The following is a 17,077-nucleotide window of genomic DNA, read 5'->3' as shown; positions in this document are numbered from 1 at the left end:
CGCTCAGGAGTCGCCGATAAATCCCGATCCTGCGTAGAGATGCAGGACGGGGACTCCCAGCTGGTCCTGCGCCTTGTTGGCCCAGTCAGTGTGGAAGGTGTCCGAGACGGCGTGCGGACGGGTAATGACGACGGCTTGCGTTGCCCCGATCTCGTTGACCTTGGCGACAAGGCCGTCCACGGCGGTCCCGGCCAGGACCTCACCGCTCAGGTCCGTGCTGATCCCCGCGAGCGTTTGCAGGGAAGTATCGAGAGTCTCTTGGGCTTCTGCACGCTGTTCGGTGGCGTCCGCCGTGGTGGACGTAAGATCGCGGAATGCCTTGGCAAATTCCAAGAGTGAAAGATTTTCGAGGAAGTCCACCAGGAGGTGGCGCTCGGTGTTTCCTGGCACCAGCACCACCAGCTGTGTCTCGCGGCCATCCGCCAACTGCGCAATGTTGGCGCGATCTTCGGGGCCAAGGGGTTCTTCGGTCAGGATGACAATTGGATCACTCATGGGTTCAGCCTAGTACGCGGCGCAGTGATCGTTGACCGATGTGGCGGAAGCGGTCCGACCGGTGAGAATAGGGACATGGCATCTTCAACCAAGTCCCCAGCCTTGCGGGTCGAATCCGGTATGTCCCTGCGGACCAAATGGACCATTGGCGGCATTATTGGTGGCAGTTCGCTGGCTGGGGTGTTGGCCGGTGGCTCCTCTGCCCTGGCCGTCTACTTCGCACGGCGCGTCATCACGCCCTCCCGCCAGCGCGTGGCCGATCAAGAGATCCTCGCTGTCCCGCGTGACGAGCACGGTGGCCTCAGCGTCATCCTGGCCGCCACTGATGACACGACCGTGGACGGTGTCTACAGCCTGTACTTCGATGGTGGCCAGGGGCACGCCCGCATAGGCCGGATCATTTCCTACTCACCCGCTGAACGGACTGTCCTTCGGGACGTGGAGGAGGTCTACCAGGGGACACTGGAGACCGCTACGCGCGGCTGGTGGGGTGGGGCGATTTTCCCCGATCCGGCAGCCATGGGTCTTGATGCGGAGGATGTACTGATCGATGTCCAAAACGGACAGGCACCCGCCTGGCTGATCAGGCCAGCAGAGCCGGGCCCGGTTTGGGCCATCATGGTCCATGGCCGTGGTGCGTCGCGGCAGGAAACGCTCCGGGCAGTGCCGGTAGCCCAGGCCGCCGGGCTGACCAGCCTGCTCATTTCCTATCGAAACGACGGCGAGGCGCCCTCTGCCGATGATGGACGCTACGGCCTGGGGAGTACCGAATGGGAAGACGTTGATGCTGCAATCGCCTATGCCCTGGCCCACGGGGCTGCGGAGGTCATGCTCTTTGGATGGTCGATGGGTGGGGCCATCTGCCTGCAGGCAGCTGATCTTTCCCGCTACAGGCAGCTGATCCGCGCCATGGTGCTCGATGCGCCCGTCATCGACTGGATCAACGTGCTGGCGCACCATGCCGTCCTCAACCGGATCCCCAACCTCGTGGGGCGCTACGGACAACTGATGCTTGCCCACCCGCTTGGTCGTCGGCTTACCGGCCTGTCAGCGCCCGTTGACCTCAAGGCGATGGACTGGGTGAGCCGGGCAGTGGAGCTACGGACGCCGACCCTTATTCTGCACAGCGTCGATGATGAGTACGTGCCGTACGGACCCTCCGCGGCTCTCGCGGAACGAAATCCTGACATGGTGCGCTTCGAGACCTTCCAGGAAGCACGTCACACCAAGGAATGGAATGTAGATCCGGGCCGGTGGGAATCGCTGGTGCGCTCCTGGCTTCAGCAGCAGCTGGCACCCCGCGCCAATCCCGGGGATCCAGCCCCGGCGGCGCCGCCACTCTGAGGCCTGGTCTGGGCTCCAGGCGGAGTCACCCCGGCATCCCAAGGAAGCTATCCTCCGGGTAGCCCGATGGGACCTATTATCGCGCCAGTGAGTCGAATCAGGTCCGTAGGAGAAAGCTCAACGTCCAGTCCGCGTTTTCCCCCTGATACCAGGATGGTGCTGTGGGTCAGCGCCGAGTCGTCGATGACGGTGGGGACAGGGTGGCGTTGTCCTAGTGGAGATATTCCGCCGAGGACGTAGCCCGTCCGTTTTTCGGCCAGCGCCGGGGCCGCCATGGCGGCCCTCTTTTTCCCTAGCGACGCGGCAAACGCTTTCAGGTCAAGGGTGCCGGTGACGGGGACGACGGCGGCACTAAGGGAGCCATCAACTTCCACCATCAGGGTTTTGAAGACCTTTGCGGGGCTGACTTCCAGGGCCGCCGCAGCTTCCAGCCCGTACTGGGTCACACCTGGCTCATGTGTGTATGGATGCGCTGTGAAGTCGACGCCTGCGGCCGTGAGGGCCACCAGGGCCGGGGTTCCCGCTGCGGCAACCTTGTGCTTCATCATCGGACCCTACCCATCCAGGTACATTGCCGCGTAGGGTCAGGAATCCGCTGCGGCGCGCGTGTGCGCCATGTCGGCGGCGATTTTGCGCTTGATCCGTCCCAGCATGGCTGTCATGCCACGCATCCGCAGGGGCGTGATGGCCCGGGTGAGGCCCAAAAGCTCCGGCATGTCATCCGGGACAGCGAGGATGTCGTCGCCGCTGAGCCCGTCCAGGCCTTCGTGCAGGACTGCTGCAAAACCACGCGTGGTGGGTGCTTCCGGAGGTGCCTTGAAGAACAGCCTGAAGATGTCGGCGTCGTCAGTCTGTTCTTTCTCGATGGTCAGGAAAAGCGGCGACTGGCACTCCACTACCTGTTCCAGAAGCTCAGGGTGGTTGGTCAGCCTGCTCGGAAGCTCCGGAAGGCCACGTGAGAACTCGAGGAGGAGCTGGAGGCGGTCAGGTTCCGTCAGCGCCTGGAAGTCGTCAACTATTTCAGCCAGGGCGGGAGGCAGGGGAGAGGTTGTCATTGGACCAATCCTACGCAATGCGTGCCCCTACCCCCTCGCCGGCATCCCGCGCAGGGGACGCCGCGCGTCCACCTAGGCGGGCAGGGAGCCACGTTCGGTGCCCTTGGCAATGGGCACGCGGACTGCATTGCCCCATTCAGTCCAGGATCCGTCATAGTTGCGCACCGACTCGAAGCCCAGCAGGTACTTCAAGGCAAACCAGGTGTGGCTCGAGCGTTCCCCGATGCGGCAGTAGGCCACAACGTCGTCACCGGCTTTGAGCCCTGCCTCGTCCAGATAGAGGGCCTCAAGTTCTGCCCGGCTGCGGTAGGTGCCGTTTTCTGCCGCCGCACGCCCCCAGGGAATGGAAGCAGCCGTGGGAATGTGGCCGCCACGCAGGGCGCCCTCTTCAGGGTAGGCGGGCATGTGGGTGCGCTGCCCGGTGTATTCCTCCGGAGAACGGACATCGATGAGTGGGTTGCCCAGATGGGCCAGCACGTCATCCTTGAAAGCTCGGATGGGAGCGTCGTTGCGCTCCACCACCGGGTAGGTGGCCGGTGCTGGTGTTGACGTTTCGTGGCTCAGTTCGCGGCCTTCTGCGATCCACTTGTCGCGCCCGCCGTCGAGCAACCTGACATCCTCGTGACCGAAGAGGGTGAAGACCCAGAGCGCGTAGGAAGCCCACCAATTGGATTTGTCGCCGTAGATCACCACTGTACTGTCGCGGGAGATTCCCTTGGCGGCAGCCAATTCTGCAAACGCTGGGCCGTCAATGTAGTCGCGGGTGACTTCATCATTGAGGTCTGTATGCCAGTCGATCTTGACAGCGCCGGGGATATGGCCCATCTCATAGAGGAGGACATCCTCGTCGGACTCCACAACAACCAGGTCGCCGCCTGCAACGTCGCCAGCCTCGATGGCTGCGGCAAGCCATTCTGTGGAGACGAGGCGCTCGGGGTGGGCGTAGGCGGAAAATTTCTCGTTCTCTTCAACTGCGTAGGGCATGGTGCATGGCCTTTCACTGGAAAATACTCGGTGGGTGTACCCACCTTCCACCCTAGTCATGGCTGCAGCCTGCTGCGTAAGAACGTTAACGTTGGGAAATATGCTCTTGCTCACGTCCGTGCGCCGGCTTCGACGCGGCAGGGCCCATGCCAGCTTGCCGGTATTCTGTGGGAGATACCCGCACTTCCAGAATGGATCCCCTTGGCACAGATTGAACAGCTCACCGCGCGGACGCCGAAAGTCTCGGTGGACGAGCTCCTCAACGGATTTTATCCCTCGCCCAGGTTTGGTGAGGTGTCCTTTGCCAGCTACCGTCCGGATCCGGCCCAGCCCAGCCAGGGCGCTGCGGTGCAGGCGCTCGAGGGTTTTGCCGCTGGTGTAGGAACCGGCGATTCCGGCGGCTTCTTCAAGAAGATGTTCAGCAAAAAGGAGACCTCACGTGCAGGGATCTACCTTGACGGCGGGTTTGGTGTGGGCAAGACCCACCTCCTCGCCTCCCTGTGGCACGCAGCTCCTGGGCCCAAGGCTTTTGGCACCTTTGTGGAATACACAAACCTTGTCGGTGCGCTGTCGTTTCGCAAGACTGTGGAAGCACTGAGCAGCTACAGGCTGGTGTGCATCGATGAGTTTGAACTGGATGATCCGGGAGACACTGTGCTGATGTCCCGGCTGATGCGGGAACTGGCCGACGCCGGGGTGAAGCTGGCTGCCACGTCAAACACCCTGCCGGGGTCCCTGGGTGATGGCCGGTTTGCTGCCGTCGATTTCCAGCGGGAGATCCAGGTCCTGGCGGACCAGTTCGACGTTCTGCGTATTGACGGGGAGGACTTCCGGCACCGTGGGCTGCCCGACGCTCCTGCGCCGTTGAGAAACAGCGAGCTCTCCGGTCGCATCGCGTCCGACTTTGAAGGAAAAACAGTAGCCCAGGACGATTTTGCAACCCTGATCGACCACCTTGCCGGCGTGCATCCCAGCCGCTACAGGCAGCTTCTTGACGGTGTTGACGGTGTGGTCTGGCGCGATGTCCACACCATCACCGAGCAGTCCGTGGCACTTCGCTTCGTTGTCCTCGCTGACAGGCTGTATGACAAGGACGTACCCATCCTGGCCAGTGGCGTGGCGTTCGACAACCTCTTCACTGAGGAGATGATGACCGGGGGCTACATGAAGAAGTACTTCCGGGCTGTCTCACGCCTTACCGCGCTTGCACGCGAGGGCCAGGAAGGCAAAGTAGCCGCGGCCTAGACCGTGGCTGCCGGGTCCACCGGCTCCTTCCTCCTACGAAGAACCGATCGGACGAGGAGTCCAGCCAGCAGGGCCCAGAACGCCGCCGCGATGCCTGCGAAGGCGAGTCCGGACGCTGCCACCAGGAAGGTGATGGCAGCCGGGATGCGGTCTTCAACCCTTTCCAGCGCAGCCGAAATAGCGGCAGCGAGTGTTCCCAGGAGCGCCAGGCCGGCAACAGTCTCCAGCATGCCCTGGGGTGCGGCGGAGACAAGCGTCACCAGTGCTGCAGAAAACGCTGCCAGCACCAGGTATGCCAGGCCAGAGGTGAAAGCGGCAATCCAGCGCCGGGAACGGTCGTGCCCTGCCTCGGGGCCAGCGGAGAGGGCTGCGCTAAGGGCGGCAAGGTTGATGGCATGGCCCCCAAAAGGCGCGGCAAGCGCTGTGCCAACGCCTGTGACCAGCATGGCCGGACGCCACGGCGTCGGATAGCCAAAGGACGTCATCACCGCCACCCCCGGGATATTCTGCGAGGCCATGGTGACGATGAAAAGGGGAATCGCGATTCCGACCAGGGCCTGCGGGCTGAATGCTGGGGTGGTCCACACCAGTGCTGGGAGGAGGGTCCCTGTTCGGACGGGCGTCCCAGCCAGCGCTAGGCTGATCCCGATCACAGCGAGGGCAACGAGCAGGGCGGCGGGGACTGACCAGCGCGGCGCAAATCGCATCATGACCAGCCAGCAGGCAATGACCGGTGCCACCAGCAGGGGAACTGTTCCGAGCGCTTGGATGGGGGCCAGGCACAGCGGAAGCAGGACGCCCGCAAGCATTGCCTGGGCCAGGGAATCCGGGATTCTGGTCAGCAACCTGCCAAGGGCCGGGATGAGTCCTGTCAGGACGATCAGGAATCCGACGGCTATAAAGGCTCCGACGGCGGCTGGCCACCCTGCTGTGAGTGCTGCGGACCCAGCTAAAAGGGCCGCCCCAGGGGTGGACCATGCCAGCGTGACAGGGGCTCTGGAGCGCCACGAGAGCCAGAGGACACCTACACCGAACACCAGCGTCAGGGCCAGCAGTCCTGACGCTGCCTGGGCTGGACTTGCGCCGACGCTCTGAAGTCCAGCAAGAACCACGGCAAACGATGAGGTAAAGCCGACCAGTGCCGTCACGATTCCGGCTATGACCGGCTGTGCGAGGTTCTCGGCTGTGGCGGGGGAGGACTGGGTACCCCGTGGTTGGCGCATAAACATGAACCCTACCCGCAGCGTGGGGTTCATGTTTATTTGTTAAACGCCAAGGGCACAGACGCTGCCTCACGGCGGATCTGTGCCCTGTTTGACGTACTTGGGCAGTCAGACGACTGCAGAATCTCGAGAGTTACGGAGTCTTGTCCGCAGTGGGTGGGAAAGCAGGCGGCGGCGTTTGCGCCGGTGGCTGCTTGTCCGTGCTGCTGGGAGTCGAATCCCCGTCTACCTTGTCAACGAGTTTACCAGCGCCATCCTGGACCTTGTCGATGTGACCGGCGTACTTTCCGCCCGTCTTCGAATCGACAAAATCGCCGGCTTTTTCAATGCCGTTCCTGATGGCCTCTTCGTTGCCCTTAACGAGGCCCTGAGCCTTGCCCTTGAGATCGTCAATTAGTCCCACGAGCACCTCCCTTCAATCGCGGAGCCAAATTGCCCCTCTGCGACTGATAGTACCCAGACCGAGGTCGACTTCCTAGGCGACCGGGCCGTTTTTCGCCAGTGTGCGCCCACAGCGTAAGCCAGCAGGCATTACGTGGCAATGACGCAAAAAAAGACACCTTCGGCCGAAGGTGTCGTCATGGTGGGCGATACTGGGATCGAACCAGTGACCTCTTCCGTGTCAGGGAAGCGCGCTACCGCTGCGCCAATCGCCCCGACCAAATACTTGGTGGGGTGGGATCTCCAAGAGATCAGAGAGCGGACGACGAGATTCGAACTCGCGACATCCACCTTGGCAAGGTGGTGCTCTACCAGCTGAGCTACGTCCGCAGTATGAAGAACGCCGAAGAAATTCTGCGAACCGCATGAAACGGGTTTCCCCGTTTGGTGGGCGATACTGGGATCGAACCAGTGACCTCTTCCGTGTCAGGGAAGCGCGCTACCGCTGCGCCAATCGCCCAATGTCTTCCAGTTTTCACTGGAAACAATGGATAAACCGAGGTGGGTACGGGATTCGAACCCGTGTAAACGGCTTTGCAGGCCGCTGCCTCGCCTCTCGGCCAACCCACCCTGTCGATACCAGCCCAGATCTACTCTGGACCAGAATCATTAAGGTGTCCTGCGAGCGGACGACGAGATTCGAACTCGCGACATCCACCTTGGCAAGGTGGTGCTCTACCAGCTGAGCTACGTCCGCAACAATGGAGACAACGTCAATACCGCAGTGGCATTCCCTCGCTTCCAACGAGTAAGAACTCTATAGGAGGTTGTCCGGTTCGCCAAATCGTTGCCAGTGAGGCACGGGCCGAGCGCCTTTCTCGCCTGTAACGGCGCGGAACTGATCGAATTACACGGGTGTAATTTGCGGCAGGTGGCGTTGACCTGTTGGAAGGGTCGTGGTTGAACCCGGACACCGTTCCGGACACTGTGTAGAGCCCCCTGGCGGGACTGACGTTTGGGTGCGGCCCTGTGGTGGCGGTTTTTGCGGGATCGATTTCCCATTTGACTGCAGGGTCCGCTAGGATTCAAGGGCACTGGGGCGATTGGCGCAGTGGTAGCGCGCTTCGTTCACACCGAAGAGGTCACTGGTTCGAACCCAGTATCGCCCACCAGTAGAGATCCCCGTCAGCCCGAGAACGTCGCGGCGCTGGCGGGGATCTTTGTTTTCCCGACCCCCATGCCTGGGAAAGTTGTCGGACCCCAGTGAAAGGGTTGTTCCATGACCGCACCACTTCTGGCCCATGCCACGGATTATGGCCGCATGTACGCGCGCTCCACCTCGGTCCCCTACACCGTGCCGTCCATCACCACAGTGATTGGACAGCAGCCACATGGCCTGGATGGCTGGTTTGGCTATATGGGAGCGAACAGCCTCGCCCAGGACCCTGCCCTCGCTGACAGTCTCGGAAGCCCTGGCAAACTCCGGCAGGTCGTTTCCAGGGCAGCGAAGTCAGCAGAGACTTACCGGGATGATGCTGCCCGGCGTGGAGATCGCGTCCACAACTACTGCGAGCAGGTTGCGCTACGCGCCCTGGGCAGGCCACACACGGTGACGGAAACCCGGGAGTTACTTGGCGCCAACGGCGAAGAGGGATTTGCCGCACGGTTCGATGAATGGTGGGAGTTGTACGACGTCGAACCCCTCGCGCCGGAGATCACAGTGTGGAATGCCACGGTTGGCTACGCTGGCACGCTGGACCTGGTCGCGAAGATTAACGGACGTACGTGCCTGATCGACTATAAAACCAAGGGCACGTCCCGTGACGGGACAGTTAAACCGCTCGATGACAAGGTCGTCATGCAGCTGGTGGCAGGCATGAAGGCCGAAGAAAGCCTGGTGGATGGTGAGGCTGGAACGTGGGAGGGGTGGAAATACGGTGATTCGCCGCTGCTCCTCGCGGTCGCCATTGGCGAGACTGAGGTCCGCCCCGTGCGGGCCAATCCGGACGTCCTCAGGCATCACTGGTGGAAGTTCTGTGCGCTACGCCGGGTCTGGGAAATGTCTGCTGACACCGAGGCCGCCGGGCAGGCACTCCTGCCCATCGCGCCGCCGGTTCGACAGCCGGCCGCCGCTCCCAACGGCAATCAGGCGACAAGCCACTAAACTGGGTGTGCCCCTGCCATCTGACTTAAGGACCGATCCTCCATGGCCATTCTGAATATCCGCATCATCGGCGATCCCGTGCTCCGCACAGTGGCGGATCCCGTGACGGACTTCGGACCCGAGCTGGAAAAACTCGTGGCGGACATGATGGAGACCATGGAAGACGTCGAGGGAGCTGGCCTGGCTGCCCCACAGGTAGGCGTCAGCCTCCGCGTGTTCACCTACCGTATTGACGGGACGGAAGGTCATATCATCAATCCCGTCTTGGAGAACAGCACAGACTTCCAGGCTGATGTGGTGGAGGGGTGCCTCTCCATTCCCGGCCTGGGCTTCCCGGTGCAGCGCTTCAGGTCAACCCGGATCACAGGCGTGGATATGCACGGGGTCCCAGTGAGCGTGGCTGCGCAGGACATGCTTGCGCGGTGCTTCCAACATGAAAATGATCACCTTGACGGAGTCCTCTACACCGACAGGCTGACTGGCGAGGACCGTAAAACTGCCCTTCGGGTCATCCGGAATGCCACCTACGACTCCATCGCTGAAGAGACAACGGCAAAGCGGGCCAAAACCGTCGGAACCAGCTTCGGCGGCGCGGGTTCCAGCTTTGGCCTGGGCCAGTGAGGGTCCTCTTTGCGGGAACGCCAGCGGTCGCCGTTCCGTCACTTGATGCGCTGATTGCGGCTGGATTCGACGTCGTCGCCGTCCTGACGCGGCCTGATGCCCCGATCGGACGCAAGAGGGTCATGACGCCCTCGCCCGTCGCGCAACGGGCCGCGGAGCGTGGAATTCCGGTTATTTACGGTGCAAGAATCACCCCTGAGGTCACCGAGCTGATCCGGAATGCAGGTGCGGATGTCGCAGCCATCGTGGCATACGGCGGGTTGGTGCCCCCCGCGGCGTTGGCCGCTCCCAAACATGGCTGGATTAATTTGCACTTTTCGCTTCTTCCCAGCTGGCGTGGGGCAGCACCTGTGCAACGAGCGATCATGGCTGGAGACGACGTCACGGGTGCCGTGACGTTCCAGTTGGAGGAGGGCCTGGATACCGGCCCGATTTTCGGTACGCTGACGGAAACGGTGCATGCCGGTGATACCGCCGGTGAGCTTCTGTACCGACTCTCCCACAGCGGGGCCGTGCTGCTGACACAGACGCTCTCGGCACTCGAGACCGGACACGCTGTGGCTTTGCCCCAGCAAGGTGACGTCACACTCGCGCCAAAACTTACGCTCAACGACGGCCGCATCACGTGGACGCATCCCGCGGTGGCCATTAGCAGGCAGATTCGCGGCGTCACGCCCGAGCCCGGATCTTGGACAGAATTTGCTGGTCAGCGGCTCAAAGTTGGGCCGGTGAAAAGTGAGCCTGCGGTCATCGACCTGGCCCCCGGTGTCCTTCGCCTGGACGGCAAGCGGGTCTTGGTAGGCACCGGATCGCATGCTGTCCACCTGGTCCAGATCCAACCTGCAGGCAAAAAAATGATGGCGGCGGCCGATTGGGCCCGTGGCCTGGCATCTCTTGAAAGCGTGGTATTCGAATGAGCGGCTCCGAACAGTCAGGGCAGGGAGGCAGCAGCCGTGGCGGTCAGCGGCCTCACCGTCAGGGACCCGGCAGCGGTGGTTCTCAGGGTGAACAACGTGGTGGTCCAGGCGCTGCGCGGGAACAAGCCGGAAGTTCCGGCAGGAGGCGTGACGCGCAGGGCCGCGAACGGAACAGGAGCACACAGAAAAATTTCACTGACGCAACTCCCGGACAGCGAACCCGTCGGGCAGATCCCGCACGCCTGGTTGCCTTCGAGGTCCTTCGTGCGGTGGCCGACGACGACGCCTACGCGAACCTCGTGCTGCCGCACCGCATCAGGCACCACAACCTGGACAAACGGGATGCCGGGTTTGCGACGGAGCTGAGTTATGGTGCTCTGCGAGGACAGGGAACCTACGACGCCATCCTCGCCACCTGCGTCGACAGGCCCCTGGCCCAGTTAGACCCGGCAGTGCTTGCCGCACTTCGGATCGGAACCCACCAGTTGCTGGCCATGCGCGTTCCAGCCCATGCCGCACTGGACCAGACTGTGGGGCTTGCCCGGGCTGTGATTGGTGCTGGGCCCTCCGCCCTGATCAATGCAGTCCTGCGCAAGGTGTCTGCCAAATCCCTCGGCGAGTGGATCGAGGAGCTTGTCAGCGGCTCAACCGACGAGACCGCCAATGCGTCGCTGCGTTACGCGCACCCCGAGTGGATTGTCCGGGCCATGCGTCAGTCCCTGGTGGCCCACGGCCGCCCAGCCTCGGAAATCAACGACCTCCTGGAGGCAGATAATGCTGCCCCGGTCGTGAACCTTGTGGCCCTGCCGGGCATCGGTTCCCTCGAAGAAGCCCTCGCTGAGGGAGCAACGCCAGGGGACCTGGTGGTTGACTCAGCACTCAGCAGCGGCGGTGACCTGGGCCGGCTTGAGTCCGTCCGTGAAGGCAGCTTGCGTGTCCAGGACGTGGGTTCGCAGTTGGTGGCACGTGCCCTTGCTGCGGTGGAGCTCGACGGTGACGGTCACGAGACCTGGCTGGACCTGTGTGCGGGTCCCGGGGGCAAAGCTGCGCTCCTTGCTGCCCTGGCAAACCAGCGCGGAGCCCTCCTGCTCGCGAATGAGCCCCTCCCGCACCGGGCAAAGCTTGTCACCACAGCACTCTCGGCTGTCCCGCGTGATGCCTGGAGCGTGCGGACCGGAGACGGACGCGACATTGGAACCGAACAGCCGGAAACCTTTGATCGCGTCCTCGTCGATGTTCCGTGCAGCGGGCTCGGTGCTCTTCGTCGACGCCCGGAATCCCGGTGGCGCAGGACTGCCAAAGACCTTGCTGACCTGGGGCCACTCCAGCGTGCACTGCTGAACTCGGCCCTGAATGCTGTCCGGCCAGGTGGCGTGGTTGCCTACGTAACCTGCTCCCCGCATCCAGCCGAGACCACAGCCGTCGTCGCCGATGTTTTGCGCAAGCGCACGGACTTGGAGCTCCTCGACGCTGGAGCTGTCCTGGATTCCGTCAGCCTCGGCGGTGACCTGGGCGCAGGGCACGAGCTCACAGCCCAACTGTGGCCACACATCCACCAGACAGATGCGATGTTCCTAGCCCTGATCCGGAAGGCACCCTGATCCAAGAGGTGCCGCTTCGGATAATTCACGGGGGCATCGCGACGCTTGACCGTCCGCCCACTCCACATTCTTGCGAAAGGCCATCAGTATGACGCAGTGCTGCATCAATCCGAGCATCCTCTCCGCCGACTTTGCCAACCTTGAAGCTGAACTGCACAGGATCAGCAACGCTGATGCCGTGCATGTGGACGTCATGGACAACCACTTTGTGCCCAACCTGACCCTGGGACTTCCCATCGTCAAGAGACTGCAGGAAATCAGTCCGATACCACTGGATGCACATCTGATGATTGCCGATCCCGACAGGTGGGCCCCGGCCTATGCAGAAGCTGGCCTGGCTTCGGTGACCTTCCATGCGGAAGCTGCCCTGGCGCCCATCAAACTCGCCCGGGAGCTTCGTGCCCGGGGAGCGAAAGCGGGAATGGCACTCCGGCCCGCAACAGCCGTAGAGCCCTATCTGGACATGCTCGAAGAGTTGGACATGCTGCTCATTATGACTGTCGAGCCGGGGTTCGGCGGCCAGGCGTTCCTTGACAACACGCTGCCCAAGATCCGCAGGGCACGTGCCGCGATTGACGGCTCTGGGTTGGGATTGGCACTTCAGGTCGACGGCGGCGTCACCGAAGAGACGATCCTTCGCGCCGCCGACGCCGGAGCGACAGTTTTTGTGGCTGGCTCAGCCGTTTATGGTGCCGAGGATCCAGCGGAGGCCGTCACCCGACTACGGGCTGCTGGCAGCCGCTGACGCCACAACCTCCAGACCTCTTGGCCGATTGACTCCTGGCGTTACGCCGTGGGTCTGGGAATAAGCCGTGGTGCGGTCCGGTTGTGGGATGATAGCAACACATACGTGCTCCGGGGTCGGTGTAAGTCCGAACCGGCGGTTATAGTCCGCGACCCGCGCGCTGTATTTCTCTAGGGAGGTACAGCAGACGGTTGAATCGGTGAAATTCCGGTACCGACAGTTAAAGTCTGGATGAGAGAAGCACGTACAGCTTGTTCGGTGGTGCCCTGAGCGCCGCCGTTCTGTGCTGTCGTATGCCCCCGGAGCCATCGCGGTTCGAGAGGGAAGGAACGACACACACAATGGACCTTTTGCGATGGCTCTTCGAAGCCCAGATTCCCGTAGGCGGAACTGCGCTGATTCTGAGAGAAGTTCTTGGCAATATATTCGGACTGCTCAGTGCCCTTGGTGGTATGAGGCGCAGAGTCTGGGCCTGGCCGGTGGGCATCGTCGGCAATATCCTGCTCCTGACCGTCTTCCTAGGAAACGTCTTTGGGTCCGCCACGCCCGCAACCCTCTGGGGCCAGGCCGGCAGGCAGGTAATGTTCATCGCGGTAGCCATTTACGGCTGGCGCCGCTGGCGGGAAAGCAGGCACGCCGACGGCGGGAATACCGCCGTGGAGCCCGGCTGGGCAAGCAACCGGACCCGTGTGATCCTGGCCATCTCGCTGGTAGCGGGGACCGCCGCACTGACACCCCTGTTCTCCATCATGGGATCCTACCCACCTGTCTGGGCTGACGCCTGGACCTTCGTCGGATCCCTGCTGGCTACCTACGGCATGGCCCGGGGATGGACGGAGTTCTGGCTGATATGGGTGGCCGTTGACATTGTGGGCGTTCCCTTGCTGTTCAGTGCCGGCTACTATGCCAGCGCACTGATGTACATCTTCTACGGTTTCTTCACCCTGACGGGTTTCTTCGTCTGGTGGCGCGCCTCCAGGCAAAGTAGCCGCAGTGCTGTCACTGTCGAGACCGTCTTCCCTGACCCGGTGACAACCCGATGAGCGTATCCCAGGACGTCCGTGCTCCAGACCGCTCATTCTCTCCCGGTGAGCGTGCGGCCATGGCGCAGGCCTTGCAGGCAGCAACGTTGGGGCCCCGTGGCGCGAATCCGCTGGTGGGTGCGGCCATTATGGACAGCGCCGGCGACCTGTTGGCCCTTGGATATCACCGTGGGGCCGGCACGATGCATGCAGAGGTAGACGCCATATCCAAGGCCACGGACTCTGGCTTTGACCTTCGGGGGGCAACCATGGTGGTGACACTTGAACCCTGTAACCATGAGGGCCGAACGGGTCCCTGCTCCCAGGCAATTATTGATGCCGGGATCACCCACGTGATCTATGCCGTGGACGATCCCCACGATCCCGCGGCTGGCGGTGCTTCGCGGCTTTTGGCCGCAGGTGTCACTGTCCGTAGTTCGTTGGCAGAGTCGGCGTCGTATGAACTCAATTCCCGCTGGTTCACGGCAGTGTCAGAGCCCCGGCCCTTTGTCACACTCCACATCGCCCAGACACTGGACAGCCGTATCGCAGCCGAGGACGGGACGAGCCAATGGATCTCCAGCGCTGAATCGCTGGCGGACAATCATGGTCTCCGCAGTCGAGCCGATGCGATCCTGGTGGGTACCGAGACAGTGCTAGTGGACAACCCACGCTTGACCTCGCGCGACGCCGACGGGCGGCTCAGCGGCCGGCAGCCACTGCGGGTGGTCATGGGACACCGCCCCATCCCTGACGGAGCCGCTGTCTGGGGCGACGACGGTAATGCCGTCCAGCTCGCAACCAGGGATCCGCGCGCTGCACTTTCGGAACTGTACGCCGCCGGGATCAGACACGTGATGGTTGAGGGCGGGTCCCGGATCCTGAGCACGTTCCTGCAGGCGGGTCTGGTCGACGAGCTCATCGTTTACCTGGCACCAACTCTGCTGGGCTCGGGTACCCCGGCACTCTCTGGGCTCGGTATCCCGACCCTCTCCCAGGCCCAGCAGTGGGACTGGGACCCCGCCCAGGGTGGACCCATCGTCTTCCTGGGCCGCGACGTCAAGCTCCACCTTCGGCCAGTACCGCCACTCGATGAGCACCCGGCCGGACACCGCGGTGTGCAGGAGCCGGCGGTAGGAAGCCAACCTCTGCCGGGGGTTCTTCCTGGCTCGACCACCTACTCAGCACCAGGAGTTAACTGATGTTTACAGGAATCATTGCCGAACAGGGCAAAGTCACAGCAGTGGAACGCAGCGGGGACCACAGTGCCACCCTTCGCCTCAATGCTCCGACCAGTACACAGGGCCTTGGACTGGGTGGTTCTGTGGCAGTCAACGGCGTCTGCCTGACAGCCACGACTATTGACGGAACGGATTTCAGCGTCGACGTCATGGGCGAGACCCTGCTCAGGAGCACCATTGGTGAGCTTGCGGTAGGAGATTCGGTGAATCTTGAACGCTGCGTGGAAGCGGGCGGTCGCCTTGACGGACATGTGGTGCAGGGGCATGTAGACGGCGTGGGCCAGGTGGTGGAACGCGAAAACCTTGGCAATTGGGAGCGGTTGAGGTTTGCGATACCCCAGGATCTGGCCAAGTACGTCGCGGAGAAGGGGTCCATCGCCATCGACGGGGTATCGCTGACAGTGACAGCCGTCAGTGACCCCTGGTCCAGCAGTGCGTGGTTCGAGGTGGGGCTTATTCCCACCACCCTGGCTGACACAGGTTTGGGCGCCAAACCCTTGGGCGGCCGCGTGAACCTTGAAGTGGACGTGTTGGCGAAATACACAGAGAGACTCCTGTCCTTCCGGCATCGGCCATCAGGGACGGCTGCCCAGGACCAGGAATCAGGGGAAAAGTCATAATGGCGACTCCATTAACCGTTGGTGTGCTGGACCCGATCGAGGACGCAGTTCGAGCCATCGCAGCTGGCCGGGCCGTGCTGGTAGTTGACAACGAAGACCGGGAAAATGAGGGTGACATTATCTTTGCTGCCCAGTTTGCAACCCCAGCCCTGATGGGGTGGACTATCCGCTACAGCTCAGGGGTCATCTGTGTTCCCTTGACCGAAGACCGGGCGGATGCCCTGGCCCTGCCGCCCATGGTGGCCGTCAACGAGGATGCAAAGGGCACGGCATACACGGTCTCCTGCGATGCGGCAGTAGGTGTCAGTACCGGAATTTCAGCCACGGACAGGGCCCTGACCGCCCGAAGCATTGCCGATCCGGGACTGAGGCAAGAATCGCTGACCCGCCCTGGGCATGTTTTCCCACTCCGGGCCGTTAACGGTGGAGTGCGTGAGCGCCCGGGGCATACCGAGGCTGCAATCGAACTGTGCAGACTCGCCGGTGTGGAGCCGGTAGGAGTCATTGCTGAAGTTGTGTACGACGATGGTGAAATGATGCGCCTTGACGGACTGCGAACGTTTGCTGCCGACCATGGCTGTCCACTGATATCTATTGCAGATCTGGTGGCACATGTTGCGGTGTCGGACAGTGCGGTGTTTGGCGGTGGCGCCCTCGCTTCCGGGCGGGGTCTTCAAGAGGAGAAAAGATGACGCTTTCGGATACGTCTGGCAATGCCATCGACAACGCCGCGCTCAACTCACACGGATCCCCGCATCCTGTGAGCAGTGGCCCCGTTGTCCAGCTCCCCACGGCATACGGTCATTTTGTCGCCCAGGCCTGGACTGACCTGGAAACAGGCGTGGAGCACCTGGCCGTGACTTCACCACAACCGCCCCAGGAAGGAGTTGCACCGCTGGTGCGCCTCCACTCCGAATGTTTGACGGGCGACGTGTTCGGTTCGTACAGGTGCGATTGTGGTGAGCAGCTCGCGTTCGCCCTGGAACTCATCAACGCCCAGGGCGGAACCCTGCTGTACCTGCGCGGTCATGAGGGGCGTGGAATCGGCCTGGCGAACAAGATTGAGGCCTACGCACTCCAAGAAGCCGGGTATGACACTGTTGAGGCAAACGAGCAGCTGGGCCTTCCAGTGGATGCCAGGAAGTATGCCGCTGCGGGGCAGATCCTGGCGGAAATGGGACTGCACCGGATTCGCTTGCTGAGCAACAATCCTGACAAGAAGGACCGCCTGGCCGACGCCGGCGTGCAGGTGGTGGAGATGGTTCCGACGGAAGTCCCATCCCGTGAACAGAATCTCCGGTACCTTAAGACCAAAAGGGACCGGATGGACCATCGTCTGACGCTCGGTGCGGATGCGGCACTGCTTCCGGCCGACGTCGAACCCCTGACCCGCGAACCCAACCACGAACAAGACTGAAC

At 62.4% G+C, this 17,077-nt stretch carries 18 protein-coding genes, 6 tRNA genes and 1 riboswitch; of the genes, 13 read left to right on the top strand and 11 right to left on the bottom strand.

All coding sequences use genetic code 11. The features are described 5' to 3' along the window. Positions 1-3 precede the first annotated feature (3 nt). Positions 4-495 carry a hypothetical protein gene (locus QMG79_RS07115; protein WP_283537860.1) on the bottom strand — a complete coding sequence of 164 codons (492 nt, stop codon included), beginning with the start codon at positions 493-495 and terminating at the stop codon, positions 4-6. Between the two features lie 75 nt (positions 496-570). On the opposite strand from QMG79_RS07115, the gene QMG79_RS07110 reads away from it, so the two are divergent. After that, complete coding sequence (locus tag QMG79_RS07110) at positions 571-1,839, top strand: alpha/beta hydrolase family protein (protein ID WP_283537859.1); 1,269 nt, start codon at positions 571-573, stop codon at positions 1,837-1,839. A gap of 47 nt (positions 1,840-1,886) precedes the next feature. Here QMG79_RS07110 and ybaK read toward each other — a convergent pair whose 3' ends face one another. The 3 genes from ybaK to QMG79_RS07095 form a co-directional block, all read right to left on the bottom strand. After that, complete coding sequence (ybaK, locus tag QMG79_RS07105) at positions 1,887-2,384, bottom strand: Cys-tRNA(Pro) deacylase (protein WP_283538038.1); 498 nt, start codon at positions 2,382-2,384, stop codon at positions 1,887-1,889. Between the two features lie 39 nt (positions 2,385-2,423). After that, on the bottom strand, positions 2,424-2,894 hold the full coding sequence (locus QMG79_RS07100) for a SufE family protein (protein ID WP_283537858.1): 471 nt from the start codon (positions 2,892-2,894) through the stop codon (positions 2,424-2,426). Positions 2,895-2,966: 72 nt separating this feature from the next. Continuing rightward, positions 2,967-3,878 carry a sulfurtransferase gene (locus QMG79_RS07095; RefSeq protein WP_283537857.1) on the bottom strand — a complete coding sequence of 304 codons (912 nt, stop codon included), beginning with the start codon at positions 3,876-3,878 and terminating at the stop codon, positions 2,967-2,969. Between the two features lie 201 nt (positions 3,879-4,079). On the opposite strand from QMG79_RS07095, the gene zapE reads away from it, so the two are divergent. Next, positions 4,080-5,123, top strand: coding sequence for a cell division protein ZapE (gene zapE / locus QMG79_RS07090; protein ID WP_283537856.1), 1,044 nt, complete (start codon positions 4,080-4,082; stop codon positions 5,121-5,123). Here the strand turns inward: zapE and QMG79_RS07085 are convergent. The 7 genes from QMG79_RS07085 to QMG79_RS07055 form a co-directional block, all read right to left on the bottom strand. Continuing rightward, the gene (locus tag QMG79_RS07085; RefSeq protein WP_283538037.1) at positions 5,120-6,346 is read right to left on the bottom strand and encodes a benzoate/H(+) symporter BenE family transporter; all 1,227 of its coding nucleotides are present in this window, start codon (positions 6,344-6,346) and stop codon (positions 5,120-5,122) included. The two genes, zapE and QMG79_RS07085, sit on opposite strands and share 4 nt — an antisense overlap. A 133-nt stretch (positions 6,347-6,479) precedes the next feature. Then, on the bottom strand, positions 6,480-6,749 hold the full coding sequence (locus QMG79_RS07080; protein ID WP_502934708.1) for an antitoxin: 270 nt from the start codon (positions 6,747-6,749) through the stop codon (positions 6,480-6,482). A 178-nt stretch (positions 6,750-6,927) separates the two neighbouring features. Then, positions 6,928-7,002, bottom strand: a tRNA-Val gene (locus QMG79_RS07075). A gap of 42 nt (positions 7,003-7,044) precedes the next feature. Beyond that, positions 7,045-7,117 (bottom strand) — tRNA-Gly (locus QMG79_RS07070). Between the two features lie 55 nt (positions 7,118-7,172). Continuing rightward, positions 7,173-7,247 (bottom strand) — tRNA-Val (locus QMG79_RS07065). 39 nt (positions 7,248-7,286) lie between these two features. Continuing rightward, positions 7,287-7,357: transfer RNA gene (locus QMG79_RS07060), tRNA-Cys, on the bottom strand. Positions 7,358-7,411: 54 nt separating this feature from the next. Beyond that, positions 7,412-7,484: transfer RNA gene (locus QMG79_RS07055), tRNA-Gly, on the bottom strand. Positions 7,485-7,824: 340 nt separating this feature from the next. Here QMG79_RS07055 and QMG79_RS07050 point away from each other — a divergent pair. The 11 genes from QMG79_RS07050 (at position 7,825) to ribA (ending at position 17,075) form a co-directional block, all read left to right on the top strand. Then, positions 7,825-7,899, top strand: a tRNA-Val gene (locus QMG79_RS07050). Positions 7,900-8,006: 107 nt separating this feature from the next. After that, positions 8,007-8,891 (top strand): cytochrome, encoded by an 885-nt coding sequence (locus tag QMG79_RS07045; RefSeq protein WP_283537854.1) that lies wholly within the window; start codon positions 8,007-8,009, stop codon positions 8,889-8,891. Positions 8,892-8,933: 42 nt separating this feature from the next. Next, positions 8,934-9,512, top strand: coding sequence for a peptide deformylase (gene def, locus QMG79_RS07040; RefSeq protein ID WP_283537853.1), 579 nt, complete (start codon positions 8,934-8,936; stop codon positions 9,510-9,512). Further along, complete coding sequence (gene fmt, locus QMG79_RS07035; protein WP_283537852.1) at positions 9,509-10,429, top strand: methionyl-tRNA formyltransferase; 921 nt, start codon at positions 9,509-9,511, stop codon at positions 10,427-10,429. The genes def and fmt overlap by 4 nt, the downstream gene beginning before the upstream one ends. Beyond that, positions 10,426-12,030, top strand: a complete 1,605-nt coding sequence (locus QMG79_RS07030) for an RsmB/NOP family class I SAM-dependent RNA methyltransferase (RefSeq protein ID WP_283537851.1) — start codon at positions 10,426-10,428, stop codon at positions 12,028-12,030. The genes fmt and QMG79_RS07030 overlap by 4 nt, the downstream gene beginning before the upstream one ends. A gap of 88 nt (positions 12,031-12,118) precedes the next feature. Then, complete coding sequence (gene rpe / locus QMG79_RS07025) at positions 12,119-12,775, top strand: ribulose-phosphate 3-epimerase (protein WP_283537850.1); 657 nt, start codon at positions 12,119-12,121, stop codon at positions 12,773-12,775. Between the two features lie 101 nt (positions 12,776-12,876). Beyond that, positions 12,877-13,023: riboswitch (FMN riboswitch) on the top strand. Positions 13,024-13,116: 93 nt separating this feature from the next. Beyond that, complete coding sequence (pnuC, locus tag QMG79_RS07020; RefSeq protein ID WP_283537849.1) at positions 13,117-13,818, top strand: nicotinamide riboside transporter PnuC; 702 nt, start codon at positions 13,117-13,119, stop codon at positions 13,816-13,818. Continuing rightward, the gene (gene ribD, locus QMG79_RS07015; RefSeq protein ID WP_283537848.1) at positions 13,815-14,999 is read left to right on the top strand and encodes a bifunctional diaminohydroxyphosphoribosylaminopyrimidine deaminase/5-amino-6-(5-phosphoribosylamino)uracil reductase RibD; all 1,185 of its coding nucleotides are present in this window, start codon (positions 13,815-13,817) and stop codon (positions 14,997-14,999) included. Before pnuC ends, ribD begins: the two co-directional genes overlap by 4 nt. Next, on the top strand, positions 14,999-15,658 hold the full coding sequence (locus QMG79_RS07010; RefSeq protein WP_283537847.1) for a riboflavin synthase: 660 nt from the start codon (positions 14,999-15,001) through the stop codon (positions 15,656-15,658). The genes ribD and QMG79_RS07010 overlap by 1 nt, the downstream gene beginning before the upstream one ends. Next, the gene (ribB, locus tag QMG79_RS07005; protein ID WP_283537846.1) at positions 15,658-16,350 is read left to right on the top strand and encodes a 3,4-dihydroxy-2-butanone-4-phosphate synthase; all 693 of its coding nucleotides are present in this window, start codon (positions 15,658-15,660) and stop codon (positions 16,348-16,350) included. Before QMG79_RS07010 ends, ribB begins: the two co-directional genes overlap by 1 nt. Next, positions 16,347-17,075 carry a GTP cyclohydrolase II gene (ribA, locus tag QMG79_RS07000; RefSeq protein WP_283537845.1) on the top strand — a complete coding sequence of 243 codons (729 nt, stop codon included), beginning with the start codon at positions 16,347-16,349 and terminating at the stop codon, positions 17,073-17,075. The genes ribB and ribA overlap by 4 nt, the downstream gene beginning before the upstream one ends. The last annotated feature ends 2 nt before the right edge of the window (positions 17,076-17,077 follow it).

Source organism: Pseudarthrobacter sp. PS3-L1, assembly GCF_030063285.1.
GTDB lineage: Bacteria > Actinomycetota > Actinomycetes > Actinomycetales > Micrococcaceae > Arthrobacter.
Note: the sequence above shows the minus strand (reverse complement) of the source record. Positions and strands in the feature narration are given on the sequence as shown.